The organism is Aeromonas sp. s1(2024) (assembly GCF_040908005.1).
In the GTDB taxonomy this organism is placed as follows: domain Bacteria; phylum Pseudomonadota; class Gammaproteobacteria; order Enterobacterales; family Aeromonadaceae; genus Aeromonas; species Aeromonas caviae.
Map to the genome: position 1 here is coordinate 117,152 of NZ_JBFOCW010000014.1, position 12,987 is coordinate 130,138.

Annotated in this window: 13 protein-coding genes; 6 read left to right on the forward strand and 7 right to left on the reverse strand. The window is 63.0% G+C overall.

Annotation, left to right across the window (positions count from 1 at the left end; genetic code table 11):
• Positions 1-26 precede the first annotated feature (26 nt).
• The 4 genes from corC to miaB form a co-directional block, all read right to left on the reverse strand.
• On the reverse strand, positions 27-908 hold the full coding sequence (gene corC, locus AB5Y70_RS03705; RefSeq protein ID WP_010673769.1) for a CNNM family magnesium/cobalt transport protein CorC: 882 nt from the start codon (positions 906-908) through the stop codon (positions 27-29).
• A 95-nt stretch (positions 909-1,003) separates the two neighbouring features.
• Positions 1,004-1,468, reverse strand: coding sequence for an rRNA maturation RNase YbeY (gene ybeY / locus AB5Y70_RS03710; RefSeq protein WP_043153196.1), 465 nt, complete (start codon positions 1,466-1,468; stop codon positions 1,004-1,006).
• The gene (locus AB5Y70_RS03715) at positions 1,465-2,523 is read right to left on the reverse strand and encodes a PhoH family protein (RefSeq protein WP_010673771.1); all 1,059 of its coding nucleotides are present in this window, start codon (positions 2,521-2,523) and stop codon (positions 1,465-1,467) included. The genes ybeY and AB5Y70_RS03715 overlap by 4 nt, the downstream gene beginning before the upstream one ends.
• Before the next feature lie 50 nt (positions 2,524-2,573).
• The gene (gene miaB / locus AB5Y70_RS03720) at positions 2,574-4,007 is read right to left on the reverse strand and encodes a tRNA (N6-isopentenyl adenosine(37)-C2)-methylthiotransferase MiaB (protein ID WP_010673772.1); all 1,434 of its coding nucleotides are present in this window, start codon (positions 4,005-4,007) and stop codon (positions 2,574-2,576) included.
• A gap of 224 nt (positions 4,008-4,231) precedes the next feature.
• On the opposite strand from miaB, the gene AB5Y70_RS03725 reads away from it, so the two are divergent.
• The 3 genes from AB5Y70_RS03725 (at position 4,232) to AB5Y70_RS03735 (ending at position 6,841) form a co-directional block, all read left to right on the forward strand.
• Positions 4,232-5,395, forward strand: a complete 1,164-nt coding sequence (locus AB5Y70_RS03725) for an FAD-dependent monooxygenase (protein WP_043153194.1) — start codon at positions 4,232-4,234, stop codon at positions 5,393-5,395.
• Positions 5,396-5,535: 140 nt separating this feature from the next.
• Positions 5,536-6,102 (forward strand): cysteine hydrolase family protein, encoded by a 567-nt coding sequence (locus AB5Y70_RS03730; protein ID WP_043153192.1) that lies wholly within the window; start codon positions 5,536-5,538, stop codon positions 6,100-6,102.
• Between the two features lie 103 nt (positions 6,103-6,205).
• Positions 6,206-6,841 (forward strand): cold shock domain-containing protein, encoded by a 636-nt coding sequence (locus AB5Y70_RS03735; RefSeq protein ID WP_043153190.1) that lies wholly within the window; start codon positions 6,206-6,208, stop codon positions 6,839-6,841.
• Between the two features lie 45 nt (positions 6,842-6,886).
• Here AB5Y70_RS03735 and AB5Y70_RS03740 read toward each other — a convergent pair whose 3' ends face one another.
• On the reverse strand, positions 6,887-7,774 hold the full coding sequence (locus AB5Y70_RS03740; RefSeq protein WP_043153188.1) for a LysR family transcriptional regulator: 888 nt from the start codon (positions 7,772-7,774) through the stop codon (positions 6,887-6,889).
• 114 nt (positions 7,775-7,888) lie between these two features.
• On the opposite strand from AB5Y70_RS03740, the gene AB5Y70_RS03745 reads away from it, so the two are divergent.
• Together AB5Y70_RS03745 and AB5Y70_RS03750 are read left to right on the forward strand one after the other, a co-directional pair.
• Positions 7,889-8,113, forward strand: a complete 225-nt coding sequence (locus AB5Y70_RS03745) for a hypothetical protein (RefSeq protein ID WP_010673776.1) — start codon at positions 7,889-7,891, stop codon at positions 8,111-8,113.
• Entirely contained in the window at positions 8,110-8,781 is a 672-nt protein-coding gene (locus AB5Y70_RS03750; RefSeq protein WP_043153185.1) for an HAD-IA family hydrolase, read from the forward strand. The genes AB5Y70_RS03745 and AB5Y70_RS03750 overlap by 4 nt, the downstream gene beginning before the upstream one ends.
• 21 nt (positions 8,782-8,802) lie before the next feature.
• Here the strand turns inward: AB5Y70_RS03750 and AB5Y70_RS03755 are convergent, their stop codons facing one another.
• On the reverse strand, positions 8,803-10,263 hold the full coding sequence (locus tag AB5Y70_RS03755) for a GGDEF domain-containing protein (RefSeq protein ID WP_223919828.1): 1,461 nt from the start codon (positions 10,261-10,263) through the stop codon (positions 8,803-8,805).
• Between the two features lie 107 nt (positions 10,264-10,370).
• The gene (locus AB5Y70_RS03760; RefSeq protein ID WP_010673779.1) at positions 10,371-10,973 is read right to left on the reverse strand and encodes a nitroreductase family protein; all 603 of its coding nucleotides are present in this window, start codon (positions 10,971-10,973) and stop codon (positions 10,371-10,373) included.
• Between the two features lie 290 nt (positions 10,974-11,263).
• On the opposite strand from AB5Y70_RS03760, the gene AB5Y70_RS03765 reads away from it, so the two are divergent.
• A complete protein-coding gene (locus AB5Y70_RS03765) occupies positions 11,264-12,808 on the forward strand; it encodes a sensor domain-containing diguanylate cyclase (RefSeq protein WP_043153183.1) in 1,545 nt (514 codons plus the stop codon).
• The last annotated feature ends 179 nt before the right edge of the window (positions 12,809-12,987 follow it).

Here is a 12,987-nt window from a genome sequence, read left to right on the forward strand (position 1 = left end):
CGGGATGTGCGTGGTGCTGGGCGGGATCAGGACTCCGGCTGCGCCGCCGCATGATGCTCGGGGATCTTCACCTGCAACTGTTGCAGGCGACGGCGATCGGCGTGCATCACCTTGAACAGGTAGCCGTCGAGTTCGATCTCTTCACCCTTCTTGGGCAGGTGGCTGAAGGCGTGCATCACCAGACCGCCGACGGTGTCCACCTCTTCATCGCTGAACTGGGTGCCGAAGAAGTCGTTGAAGTCCTCGATCTCGGTCAGCGCGCTCACCGAGAAGACCCGCTTGCTGATGCGGCGGATCTCTTCCGGCTCATCCTCGATGTCGTCGAACTCGTCGTCAATCTCGCCGACGATGAGCTCCAGAATGTCCTCGATGGTCACGAGGCCAGAGACACCGCCAAATTCGTCCACTACGATGGCCATGTGGTAGCGCTCTTCCCGGAACTCCTTGAGCAGGCGATCGACCCGCTTGCTCTCCGGCACGATCACCGTGGGACGCAGGATCTTCTCCAGCTGGAGCGGTTCGCTGGCATGCTGGCCGCCAAAACCGAACGGCAACAGATCCTTGGCGAGCAAGATGCCCTCCACGTGATCCTTGTCTTCGTTGATCACCGGGAAGCGGGAGTGGCCGGATTCGATGATGACCGGCAGGAACTCGTCCACCGGCTGGGACTTCTCGATGGTCACCATCTGGGAGCGGGGGATCATGATGTCACGCACGCGCAGCTCGGCAATCTCGAGCACGCCCTCGATCATGTCCTTGGTGTCCTGATCGATGAGGTCCCGCTCTTCGGCATCGGCGATGACCTCTACCAGATCGTTGCGGTCTTTTGGCTCGCCCTGGAAGAGTTGGCTGAGTTTGTCGAGCCAGGTTTTCTTCGGCGAGCCGGTACTAGGGTGATCGTCGGTCATTTTCTCTCTTGGTTACTCGTATGAACACACTTGAAATCGTTGTGGCTATATGAGGATGGGCATCGGCTGTTTCAAGACGATGACCATCCGGTTCGTTACACTTCGTCGTTCAGATAAGGATCGGCGAAGCCCAGTTCCTGCATGATGTCGCGCTCGAGCAGCTCCATCTCCTCGGCTTCCTCGTCCTCGATATGGTCATAACCTAGCAGATGCAGACTGCCATGCACAACCATGTGAGCCCAATGGGCCATCAGGGGCTTGCCCTGTTCGACGGCTTCGGCCTCGACCACCTGGCGGCAGATCACCAGATCCCCGAGCAGGGGCAGCTCGAGACCCGGTGGCGCCTCGAAGGGGAAGGAGAGCACGTTGGTGGGCTTGTCCTTGCCGCGATAGGTGTGGTTGAGCTCGCGGCTCTCCGCCTCGTCCACCAGACGTACCGTCACCTCGGCCTCGGGCTGGAAGCCCAGAATGGTGCCATCGAGCCAGCATTGCAGCTGGGCCTCGGTCGGCAGGCCGTCCGGGCTGGCGCAGGCCAGTTGCAGATCCAGGGTCACGCTCATTGGGCACTCTCTTTGCTGGTGTTCTCGTTGCGGGGAGTGGCTGCGCTCTTCTCGGCCGCCTGCTGGGCATCGAATGCCTCGTAGGCCTGCACGATGCGGGCCACCACGGGATGGCGCACCACGTCCTTGGACTCGAAGAAGTTGAAGGAGAGGCCATCGACCCCCTGCAACACCTCCAGGGCGTGGCGCAGACCGGATTTGGTGCTGCGAGGCAAGTCTACCTGGGTGATGTCGCCGGTCACCACCGCCTTGGAGTTAAAGCCGATGCGGGTCAGGAACATCTTCATCTGCTCCGTGGTGGTGTTCTGGGCCTCGTCCAAGATGATAAAGGCGTCATTCAAGGTTCTGCCTCGCATGTAGGCGAGCGGCGCCACCTCGATGACGTTGCGCTCCATCAGCTTCTCCACCCGTTCGAAGCCCAGCATCTCGAACAGGGCGTCGTAGAGGGGGCGCAGGTAGGGGTCCACCTTCTGGGAAAGATCGCCGGGCAAGAAGCCGAGCTTCTCACCGGCTTCCACCGCCGGGCGGGTCAGCAGGATGCGGCGGATCTCCTGGCGCTCCAGGGCATCCACGGCGGCGGCCACGGCGAGATAGGTCTTGCCGGTCCCGGCGGGCCCGATGCCGAAGCTGATGTCGTGGCGCACGATATTGGCGATGTACTGGGCCTGGTTCGGGCTGCGGGGCTTGATGAGACCGCGCTTGGTCTTGACCGTGACCTCCTTGCCATACGGCAGGGAAGGGGCGGGTTCGTCGTCCTGCTCCAGCACGCGGGACTCCTGCACCGCCAGGTGCACCATCTCGGGGGTGATGTCACTCACCTTGCTCCCCTTGAGGGGCTGGGTTTCCACATAGAGGTGCTTGAGGATGACGGCAGCCGCCTCCACCTGGGCCTGCTTGCCGATCACTTGGAAGTGGTTGTCCCGGTAGCTTATCTCGATGCCGAGACGTCGCTCCAGCTGCTTGAGGTTGTCGTCAAAGGGTCCGCACAGGCTGGCGAGGCGCTGGTTGTCGGCGGGTTCCAGATGCAGATTCAGGGTGGAGATGTGTCGGCTCAAGGTGTCCTCTTATCGGTTGTTCCCCCGCCACGGGGCGGGGGAGAGAGTCATCAATGGGGTCTGAAGGCCGCAACGCCCAGATCATCGGGCACGTTGTCAGGACGACGGGCGAGGATCTCGCTCGGGGCCGTGGCGATGCGCAGGTTCATTTCGTCCTCGCCGCGGATGAAGCGGCCGCGCAGGGAGTAGGGGCGTACGTCGGTGATCTCCACGTCGGCGAAGCCGCCGATGAGGCGGTGCGGCCCTTCGAAGTTGACCACCCGGTTGTTCTCGGTGCGGCCACTGAGCTGCATGGGATCCATCTTGGAGGGCCCCTCCACCAGGATGCGCTGCACCGAGCCCAACATGGCGCGGCCTATGAGCATGGACTGGTGATTGATGCGGTTTTGCAGTCGGGTCAGGCGGGCCTTCTTCACTTCCATGTCGACGTCGTCCGGCAGGTCCGCGGCCGGGGTGCCGGGGCGCGGGCTGTAGATGAAGCTGAAGCTCATGTCGAAGTTGATCTCCTCGATGAGTTTCATGGTGGCCTCGAAGTCTTCGTCCGTCTCGTTCGGGAAGCCGACGATGAAGTCGGAGCTCATGGTGATGTCGGGACGCACGGCGCGCAGGCGGCGGATCTTGGACTTGTACTCCAGCACGGTGTGCGGGCGCTTCATCATGGTCAGGATGCGATCCGAGCCGCTCTGGATGGGCAAGTGCAGGAAGCTGACCACCTCGGGGGTATCACGATAGACCTCGATGATGTCGTCGGTGAACTCGACCGGGTGGCTGGTGGTGTAGCGAATGCGGTCGATGCCGTCGATGGCAGCCACCAGGCGCAGCAGCTCGGCGAAGGTGCAGACCTCCCCGTCGAAGGTCGGCCCCCGGTAGGCGTTGACGTTCTGGCCGAGCAGGTTCACTTCGCGCACCCCTTGCTGGGCGAGCTGGGCGATTTCATAGAGCACGTCATCCAGTGGCCGGCTCACCTCCTCGCCACGGGTGTAGGGCACCACGCAGAAGGAGCAGTACTTGGAGCAGCCTTCCATGATGGAAACGAAGGCGGTCGCCCCCTCGGCACGGGGTTCGGGCAGGTTGTCGAACTTCTCGATTTCGGGGAAGGCGATGTCCACCTGGGCACCGCGCCCCTCCTGCACCTGCTTGATCATGGTCGGCAGGCGGTGCAGGGTCTGGGGTCCGAAGACGATGTCCACATAGGGCGCCCGGCTGCGCAGGTTCTCCCCTTCCTGGGAGGCGACGCAGCCGCCCACCCCGATCACCAGCCCCGGTTTTTTCGCCTTGAGCTTCTTCCAGCGACCGAGCTGGTGGAACACCTTCTCCTGGGCCTTCTCGCGGATGGAACAAGTGTTGAGCAGCAGCACATCTGCCTCTTCCGGCTCCTCGGTAAGCGTGTAGCCATTGCTGGCATCCAGCAGGTCCGCCATCTTGGACGAGTCGTACTCGTTCATCTGGCAGCCCCAGGTCTTGATATGAAGTTTCTTGCTCATTGCTTCTCGTGACTGGTTTTGAAATCGGCAGGGTCAAAGGACCGGCCATTTTACTCCGCAATCCCGGTGCTGACCAGTCTGGGGCCGCCCGTCGCCATCAGGGCCGGCTTGTCGTCGGCAATTGCGCATCCCCCTCACTGTTTCTGCCGCCTCCTTGCGTTATCATGCCCCATTCGGTTCGGCCCTTGCCCCTTATCGCGGGGACTCCTTGCAGGAATCAAGTTATGGAACAGTGTGATATCGCCATCGTCGGCGCCGGCATGGTGGGCGCCGCCACCGCCTGCCTGCTGGCGGCAGAGGGGCTCTCGGTACGGGTCATCGAGACCCGGTTGCCCGAGCCCTATGCCCCCGAGCAGCCGCTGGATCTGCGGGTTTCCGCCATCAGTCAGGCCTCGGTGGCGCTGCTGACCCGGGCCGGTGCCTGGCAATATCTGCAGCAGATGCGGCTGTGCCCCTATCGCCGGCTGGAGACCTGGGAGCTGGACGGCTTCGCTACCCGCTTCGACGCGGTGGATCTCGGGCTGCCCCAGCTCGGCTACATCATCGAAAACCGGCTGATCCAGCTCGCGCTCCTGAAAAGGATGGAGGATTTCCCGACCATCCAGACCCATACCCCGGCGGCGGTGACGAGCCTGCGCCAGAGTGCGGATGACGCGGTGCTGACCCTGGATGACGGCACCGAGCTGCAGGCGCACTGGGTGCTGGCCTGCGACGGTGCCGAATCCCACACCCGGCGATTGGCCGGCATCGGGGTGTCGCGTTTCGAGTACCGCCAGCACTGCATGCTGATCAACATCGACACCGATTTTGCCCAGGAAGACATCACCTGGCAGCAGTTCACCCCGAGTGGCCCGCGCGCCTTCCTGCCGCTGCCGGGCCGCCATGGCTCCCTGGTCTGGTATGACAGCCCGGCCCGCATCCGGGCGCTGGCCGCCATGAGCAACGAGGCCCTGGCCGTCGAGGTGCGCCGCCACTTCCCGAGCCGCCTTGGCGGTTTCACCGTGACGGACAAGGGGAGCTTCCCCCTGGTGCGCCGCCACGCCAACGACTATCACGCCGGGCGAGTGGTGCTGCTCGGGGATGCGGCCCACACCATCAATCCGCTGGCGGGGCAGGGGGTGAACCTCGGTTTCAAGGACGTGGCCTGCTGGACCGGGTTGCTCGGCAAGGCGGGGGCACAGTGGCACGATCTGTCGCTGGCCGGGCGTTACGAGGGACGACGCCGCCCTGACAACCTGCTGATGCAGTCGGGGATGGATCTCTTCTACGGGGTCTTCAGCAACGAGATAGGCCCCCTCAGGCTTGCCCGCAACCTGGCGCTGAATCTGGCGGACAAGGCGGGCCCCCTCAAGGAGATGGCGCTACGCTATGCGCTTGGGCTGGTATGAGGCAGTGCGTGGCACTGCCAGGTGCCAATCGGGTGGCATATCAATCCGTGTGATGGTGCCAGCCGGTTTTTTATATGGCCGCGAGGAGTGATCCAGGCGGCGCAGGGGCAAAACGGCCTCAGGCAAGGGGGGAGCACACCATGAACAAGGCATTGCTGGTGATCGATTTCATCAACGACATCGCCCACCCGGACGGGCGCATCGCCGCCTCGGCGGCCCAGGTGATCGAGCAGAACGCCATTGTGCACGCCAATCAGGCGCTGGCTCATGCCCGCGCTCACGGCTGGCTGGTGGTGCTCATCAAGGTGGGGTTTGACGAGGGCTATCTGCTGCAACCCAGGGGTTCCCCCATGTTTGGCCGTGCCCGGCAGTTCGGGGCCCTCTCCCTGGCGGACAGCGGCACCGACTTTCACCCGGATCTCGATGTACAACCCGGGGATCTGGTGCTGACCAAACCCAGGGTCAGCCCCTTCTACGGCACGGCGCTGGAGCCCGCGCTACGGGCCAATCGCATCGAGCATCTCTATGTGTGCGGCGTGAGCACCAGCTGGGCCATTCAGGGGGCGGTGCGAGATGGCCACGATCGGGACTACGCCATCACCATCCTGGAAGATGCCTGCGCGGCGGCGGATGCCGCAGAACACCAGGCTTCCCTGCGCATGCTCGGTCGCATTGCCGAGATCATCAAGGTCGCGGAGCTGCTCTGACCACTCGTATCTAATCCACTCATTTTTCATGCCAATGCTCTGTTGAAACCGAACCAATTTCGGGCAACATGAGTGGAACCGTACTGGCCACAAGGATGAGGACATGCGTTATCAGGGCAGGATCGCGAGCTGGAATTCACAACGCGGTTTCGGGTTCATCAAGCAGGAGCAGGGCGGTGCCGATCTTTTTGTTCACATCACCACCCTGCAATTCGATGGCAGGCCGCCGGAGGTGGGGGAAAAGGTTTCCTATCTGATCGGGAGCAGCAAGGATGGCAAGCCTTGTGCCGTACAAGTGTTCTTTCCCGACCGCCCGCTCTCGCTGGCTGGCGGACCTATGCCATCCATGCTGGATCGTGGGAGCAGGGAGGATTTGAGCCCTCGGGCACCACACGCCACCACATATAGAACCCGGGAGTATCATGCTCCTCGTCGCAAGGGGAGCTGGGGTGGCAAGTTAATCCCCCTATTGGTGCTGGCGGGGTTGTTCTCCCTCTATTCCCGCTTCTCGGCCGAGTTTGCCTCACTTCCATCCGCTCCCTCTTTTAGCCAGGAGGACAGTACTTCGAACAGTACGGTTCAGGTTCCGACTTTTGTTCGTCAGTGCGATGGCCGTCAGCATTGCTCCCAGATGACTTCCTGCGAGGAGGCGACCTGGTTTTTGCAAAATTGCCCCAATACCAAGATGGATGGGGAAGGAGACGGCATCCCCTGCGAGCGGCAGTGGTGTGGCCATTAGCCAGCCGTTATGTACTTCAGGATTCCGGTTCGGGCTGCGCTCCTCTCAGAGGCTGTGGCTCTGCGGATATGCCGCCCTGACCAGGGCCAGAAAGCGATCCCGGATGGGATCGGCAAATTCCGGGTTCCACACCAGGCTGATTTCCCATTCCGACCAGGGGCCGGAGAGAGGGTAGAGGGTCACCTCCTTGCCCGCGATGAACCCTACGCTGCGCGGCAGGATGGCGTTGCCGATACCGGCGGCCACCAGGGCCACCAGGGTCTGGATGTCTTCCGCCTCCTGGATGAGACCGGTCAGCCGGTTGGCGCCGAGAAAGCGGGCGATCTGCTGGCTGAGACCCGGGCAGCGATGGCCCACCATCTGCAGCAAGGGATCGCGGATCAGCGCCCGCTCCAGGTCGAAGTCCGGCCCTGCCACCTGGGTGGGGACGGCCAGCACCAGTCTGTCCGTCAGTAACCTGTGTTCCCTCAGCTGCGGCGCATCAGGCCGTCGCATGAAGCCCAGTTGCAGCCGACCCGCCAGCAAGTGTTCCTGCTGGATGGCGGAGGTGGTGTCCCGCAGGTGGACCAGCACGTCGGGGGCCTGCTGTTTGAAACGGGCCACCAGGGAGGGGGCCAGTGCGAAGCTGGAGAGCCCGAACCCGATGTTGAGGCGTCCGGCGGCACCGCTTGCCAACGCCAGGGCATGCCGCTCGAATCCCTTGCCGTGATCCACCAGAGCCCTGGCCTGGGGCAGCAACTGGAGGCCGATGGCGGTCAGCTCGGCCCCGTGGCGGCCCCGGTTGAACAGGGTGCTGCCGAGGGCCTGCTCCAGCCCCTGGATCTGCTTGGTCAGGGCCGGTTGCGTCACAAAAAGCCGGCTGGCCGCCTCCCGGTAGTTGGCACTCTCGGCCAGCATGACGAAGGCCTGCAATTGTCTCAGGTCGAATCTCATTCCATTTGGTTATCCAATGTGGCGATTTATTGATTATAAATTATCTAATCTCCTTGTTCTAATGGTCTCGAAACGGGCCTGCTTGCCCGCTGTTCAGCCACAAGGAGTCATGTCATGTCGAGCGAACGCTATCTGTTCTTGATCAAGGGGAGCCTGGTGATGGCTCAGCCGCTGGCCGCACCGGAGACCGGGGAACTGCTGACCAGCCTGTTGCAGCAGGGGTTCGTCGTCGCCCCCTTGCCGGTGTGGGCCAGCAATGCGGAGCAGGCGCTCGCCTGTTACGAGGCCGCTGCCCAGCGGCAGGTCTTCGCCGATGCGCTGGCGGGGAGAGCCCTGTGAGCGCGGTGCGCGTGAGGGCCGCGGCCCTGCTGCTGGACATGGACGGGACCCTGGTCCACTCCACCGGCGACGTGGAAGTCGTGTGGCGGCGCTGGTGTCAGCACCATGGGCTGGATCCCGCTCCCGTGCTCGCCATGTGTCACGGCGTGCGCTCACGGGAGGTGATAGGGGCCCTGGCTCCCCAGCTGGACATGGCGGTGGAGGTGGCCCTGCTCGACGATCTGGAGATGGAATACGCTGCGGCGCCGATGCCCCTGGACGGTGCCCGGCGACGGCTCGAACAGCTGCCGCCGACGCGCTGGGCGCTGGTGACTTCCGCAAGCCGGAGGGTGGCAGAGCACCGGCTGCTGCACGCCGGATTGCCGCTGCCCCGTCTCCTGGTGTGCGCCGGGGATGTGGTACGGGGCAAGCCGGATCCCGAGCCTTATTTGCTGGCTGCCAGCCGGTTGGGACTGGCTCCGGCCGATTGCCTGGTGTTCGAGGATGCACCAGCGGGCATCGCCAGCGCCCTGCAGGCGGGTTGCCAGGTGGTGCAGATGGGGGGAACAAGGCGGTATGACGACAGGCTCAAGGGCTGGCTGCGGGACTGGCGCGGGATCGAGATCGAGGTGGCACCGGACGGGCTCCATCTTCATCTGCCCGCCCCGCTGCCGGCAGAGGCAGGATGATGACGACAAGGGGCACACCATTCAGGCGCCGCAAGATTGCCCGATGCTGGGGGAAGCCTGCTCGGCCGAATAGCGTTCCACCCGGTTGCGGCCATTGTGCTTGGCCAGATAGAGCGCCTGATCGGCGCGAGAGAGCAGCTCGTCCAGATTGAAGGGGCCCTCTCTCTGGGAGGCGATACCGATGCTGACCGTGATGCAGACGGCGGGCTCGGCTCCCTTTTCTTCCCCTGGCTGCGCGACGATTTTTCGCAGCCGCTCGGCTACCGCCATGGCCTGCTCCTCGCTGAGGCCGGGCCAGATGGCCACGAACTCCTCTCCCCCCAGGCGACAGAAGAGATCCCCCGGTCGAAGCTGGTCGCGCACCCGGGCCGCGAAGTTGCTCAACTGGTTGTCACCCTCTTCGTGGCCGTGACGATCATTGATGCGTTTGAAATGATCGATGTCCAGCATGCAGATCGCCACAGGGTAGCGCTGCACCGTGAGGTGCTGGAGCAGTTCATTGGCGGCCGACCAGAAGCCGGCCCGGTTCAGCGCACCGGTCAGGTGATCGTGGTGGGCCAGGTGTTTCATCTCCCGCAGCAGGCTGTTGCGGGCCGCCATGATGCTGGCGGCGGTCAGGGGGGTGAGAGCGATCAACATGACCCCTATCCGGACGGAGAACATCCAGTACTGGGTCTGGACATCGTGATTGATGACGAGGTGGCCGTTTGAGAGGGCGATCAGGATCAGGGTGCTGTAACTCAGGGTCAGCAGGCTGGTGGCGAAGACGGAGTAGGTGACGGCGCACCAGAGCAGCGCCGGTACCGGGAAGGCGATGGATCCCGGCCCCTCGACGAGCAGGGTGAGCAGCAGGGAGGCCACCAGGCTCAGCAGCGGCATCAATCTGGCCCAGGAGAACTCGGTGCGGTAGAGGAGGGTGCGCCAGGGGGGCACGCTGTCATGGGGAGGCAGTGTCAGGAGCACCGGCAGTATGGTCATGTAGTTCACCAGCTCGCTGGCAAACCAGAAGCCCAGCCCGTAGAGCGGGGGGCCCAGAGACAGGATGGGATTGATGATGGCGCCGACCACGCCGGCGGCGAGGGAGGCGGCCAGGGTGTTTCGCAGCAGGAGCACGAGGGAGGTGGGGCGCCTGAGGAGCTTGTCGGCAGGCGCGAGCCGATGCATCAGCAGATACCCGACGCCGATGCCGGCCAGGTTGCCGCAGGTCAGCAGGATGGTTTTGAACAGGGGCTCGCCGATGAAGAGGGCGGCAAGAAAAAAGCCCAGTATGCCGCCGGCCCAGCCCGCCGGGGTGGCCAGGCGTGGATAGCGCACCATGCAGCCGAGCAGGACCGCATTGGCAGGCCAGAAGGCCGCCAGCAGGTTGGGGGGGCGGGTGAAGATGCCGATCAGCGAGAACAGCAGTACCAGGGCGGCGACACACAACAGAGCGGACAAGGGCGTCAATGTGCATGAGGTACGTTGGCGTGCGATGTCCCCCATGGGGACCTCCTGACAAGAGAGCGTTTGTTCAGAGTATGGCTGGCACGTGACAAGGGTGAACGAGGGGGAGAGAAGAAAACGCCCCCTGGTGGAGGGGGCGTGAAGGCTTACTTGAAGACCCGGAAACGCACGTCGTCGTCGATGAAGGTCTTGTCGCCGGCAGGTTGCTCTATGCTGCCAAAAGGCATCTGGGCACGAAGCAGCCAGCTGGCGGGCAGGTCCCACTCCTTGCGCACCGCATCGTCGATGAGCGGGTTGTAGTGTTGCAGGGAGGCGCCGATGCCCTCCTGGGCCAGGGTGGTCCAGACCGCGAACTGGGCGATCCCGGTGGCATGTTCGGACCAGATGGGGAAGTTGTCGGCATAGAGAGCGAATTTCTGCTGAAGATCCTCGATGACGGCGGTGTCTTCGAAGAAGAGCACGGTGCCAGCCCCGGCGCGGAAGCTGCCGTTGATCTTGGCTTCACTCTGGGGATAGGCCTCCGGCGGCACTATCTTCTTGAGCTCCGCCTTGACGATGTCCCACAGCTTGTGGTGCTGCTCGCCGAACAGGATGACGGCGCGGGAACTCTGGGAGTTGAACGAAGAGGGGCTGTGCTTGACGGCATCCTTGATGAGGGCGGTCAGCTGGGCCTCGGAGTGGGTCACCCGGTTGCCCAGGGCATAGATGGTACGACGTGCTTTGATCTGTTCGATAAACGGACTGCTCATAACATCTCCTTGGTTGATGAATCATCACCGCCAGCGTTGCCGACAAAGGTCATCTGGCTCCGATTTCTCGAGTCATCGACTATATCACCTTGCGGGCAATAAACCGTCAACGAGGAGTAATGACTGTTTCTACTTTTTATGGATATTCACATGACGGATGTGAATATGGCCGTGAGACACCTTGATATCTTTTTTATCATTAGCAGTGGATGTTAATGACTTCAATCAATATCTTTTGCAGATTTTTAATCTATAAAATTCATCCAATATGACATTTTATAGAGAGTGACATGACGGCGGCGCTGATCAAGGAACGCTATTACATACTGACTCCGCTGTCGTTTCTCCTGGGAGGGCTGGTGCTGATCGCCACCCTGTTGCTGGCGGCAGCCAGCTACCTGAGCAGCATCGACAAGACGGTGGCGGGTTACGGTCACATGCTGGCCGCCCTCGACGCCACCCTGCTCCAGGACATGGCGCAGGACAACCGCCGCCAGCTTGGCGTGCTGGAGGCGTCCCTGGACAAGCAGGCCATCGCTGCCGGGGCATCGGCCATCAATCCCATCTGGGCCATTGCCCATCAGTTCAAGTTCGATGCCCACTTCCTCTATTTCTACAACGCGCGCACCCATCGGCTCGACGGCTATCCCGACTGGCAGCAACCGGAGGGCTACCGGGCACAGGCGCGGCCCTGGTACCAGACCCTGTCCGGCGAGGGCGATGATCTCGTCTGGTTCGGTCCCTACCCGGCGTTCGATTCGGCTCGGCAGGTACTGACCCTCATCAAGCGGGTCAAGGATCATGAGGGGCAGCTGCTTGGACTGCTGATGGTGGACATGTTGTTCAGCGCCTTGCAGAGGGCGTTGCACCGGGCGGTGGGTGAGGATCCGGTGGCTCTCTACATCACCGAGCGCAAGGGCGGCAAGCTGGTGGTGGGGCACAATTTGTCGCTGTTGCCGCCCCGCCTAGAGCGGGAGACGCAGGCGGCCGGCCTGGACGGGTTCTGGGCAGGTCGCCACCTGCAACACGCTCTGGAGGGGATGGAGTGGGATCTCAACGTCTATCTCCCCCCCTCCCATTTTCATGAAAACCTGCAAGACACCCTGCTGATGGTGGTGCTGCCCGCCCTGGCATTGCTCTGCATCTGGCTGTGCAGCCTGTGGTTTCTGGTGCGGATCTTTCGCCAGAAGCAGGCGCTGGTGCAGGGCTCGCTCAGCGGCCTCATCCGGGATGAGGCGCGAAAGGAGATCCAGCGGCGTCAGCGAACCTGGTTCGTGCACGGCAGCCTGGGGGAGATAGAACAGGTGCGAAACAGCCTGCTGCAAGGGCAGGATGCCCTGCTCCACGACCCTCTCACCGGCATCCTGAACCGGCGAGCCTTCGATCAGCAGCGGGCCGGGCTGGAGCAGGCGGGGAGGCCCTACTGGCTGGTGCTGTTCGATGTGGACAACTTCAAGCGCGTCAACGACAGCTGGGGACACGGTGTGGGGGATGCGGTGCTGTTTCGGGTGGCCACCATCATGGCGAGAACCCTGGGGGATGAGCAGGTCTACCGCATCGGGGGCGATGAATTTGCGGCCTTGCTGCCCTGGGAGCAGGCGGAGGTGGAATGCCGCCTGACCCACCTGCTCGGTCGGGTGAAAGCCCTGAAATGGCGGGAGTTCGCCGACGCCATCACCCTGAGCGCCGGCGGAGCGCGCTATCCGGATGATGCCCTGACGCTGCTCGAGCGGGCGGATGCCTGCCTGTACGAGAGCAAGCACCAGGGGCGGGATTGCTGGCATCTGGCGGCGTCGTCGCCCGTTGACGGGGAGGTTGTGACAGTATCTGTCTGACGGTGATTGCTGCAAAAAAGGGCCTTTGGGCCTAGAAAAGGGTCATGACGGGGATGATTTCTCGTGTGACCTTTTTTTTTGATGTGGTTTCAGGTGGTTAGCCTGCTTTCTTGCATCGTGTCGCGAACCGGAGACAGGGAGGGCTGGCCGTGAGGTGCCCCTTGCGGCAGTGGCGCAGG

Excerpts from the sequence above, each read along its gene's own strand:
- AB5Y70_RS03745 (WP_010673776.1), top strand. The coding sequence starts at position 7,889 with ATGTCGAGCGAACGCTATCTGTTCTTGATCAAGGGGAGCCTGGTGATG.
- AB5Y70_RS03755 (WP_223919828.1), bottom strand. The coding sequence starts at position 10,263 with ATGGGGGACATCGCACGCCAACGTACCTCATGCACATTGACGCCCTTG.
- AB5Y70_RS03765 (WP_043153183.1), top strand. The coding sequence starts at position 11,264 with ATGACGGCGGCGCTGATCAAGGAACGCTATTACATACTGACTCCGCTG.
- miaB (WP_010673772.1), bottom strand. The coding sequence starts at position 4,007 with ATGAGCAAGAAACTTCATATCAAGACCTGGGGCTGCCAGATGAACGAG.
- AB5Y70_RS03735 (WP_043153190.1), top strand. The coding sequence starts at position 6,206 with ATGCGTTATCAGGGCAGGATCGCGAGCTGGAATTCACAACGCGGTTTC.
- corC (WP_010673769.1), bottom strand. The coding sequence starts at position 908 with ATGACCGACGATCACCCTAGTACCGGCTCGCCGAAGAAAACCTGGCTC.
- AB5Y70_RS03760 (WP_010673779.1), bottom strand. The coding sequence starts at position 10,973 with ATGAGCAGTCCGTTTATCGAACAGATCAAAGCACGTCGTACCATCTAT.
- AB5Y70_RS03725 (WP_043153194.1), top strand. The coding sequence starts at position 4,232 with ATGGAACAGTGTGATATCGCCATCGTCGGCGCCGGCATGGTGGGCGCC.
- AB5Y70_RS03740 (WP_043153188.1), bottom strand. The coding sequence starts at position 7,774 with ATGAGATTCGACCTGAGACAATTGCAGGCCTTCGTCATGCTGGCCGAG.
- ybeY (WP_043153196.1), bottom strand. The coding sequence starts at position 1,468 with ATGAGCGTGACCCTGGATCTGCAACTGGCCTGCGCCAGCCCGGACGGC.
- AB5Y70_RS03730 (WP_043153192.1), top strand. The coding sequence starts at position 5,536 with ATGAACAAGGCATTGCTGGTGATCGATTTCATCAACGACATCGCCCAC.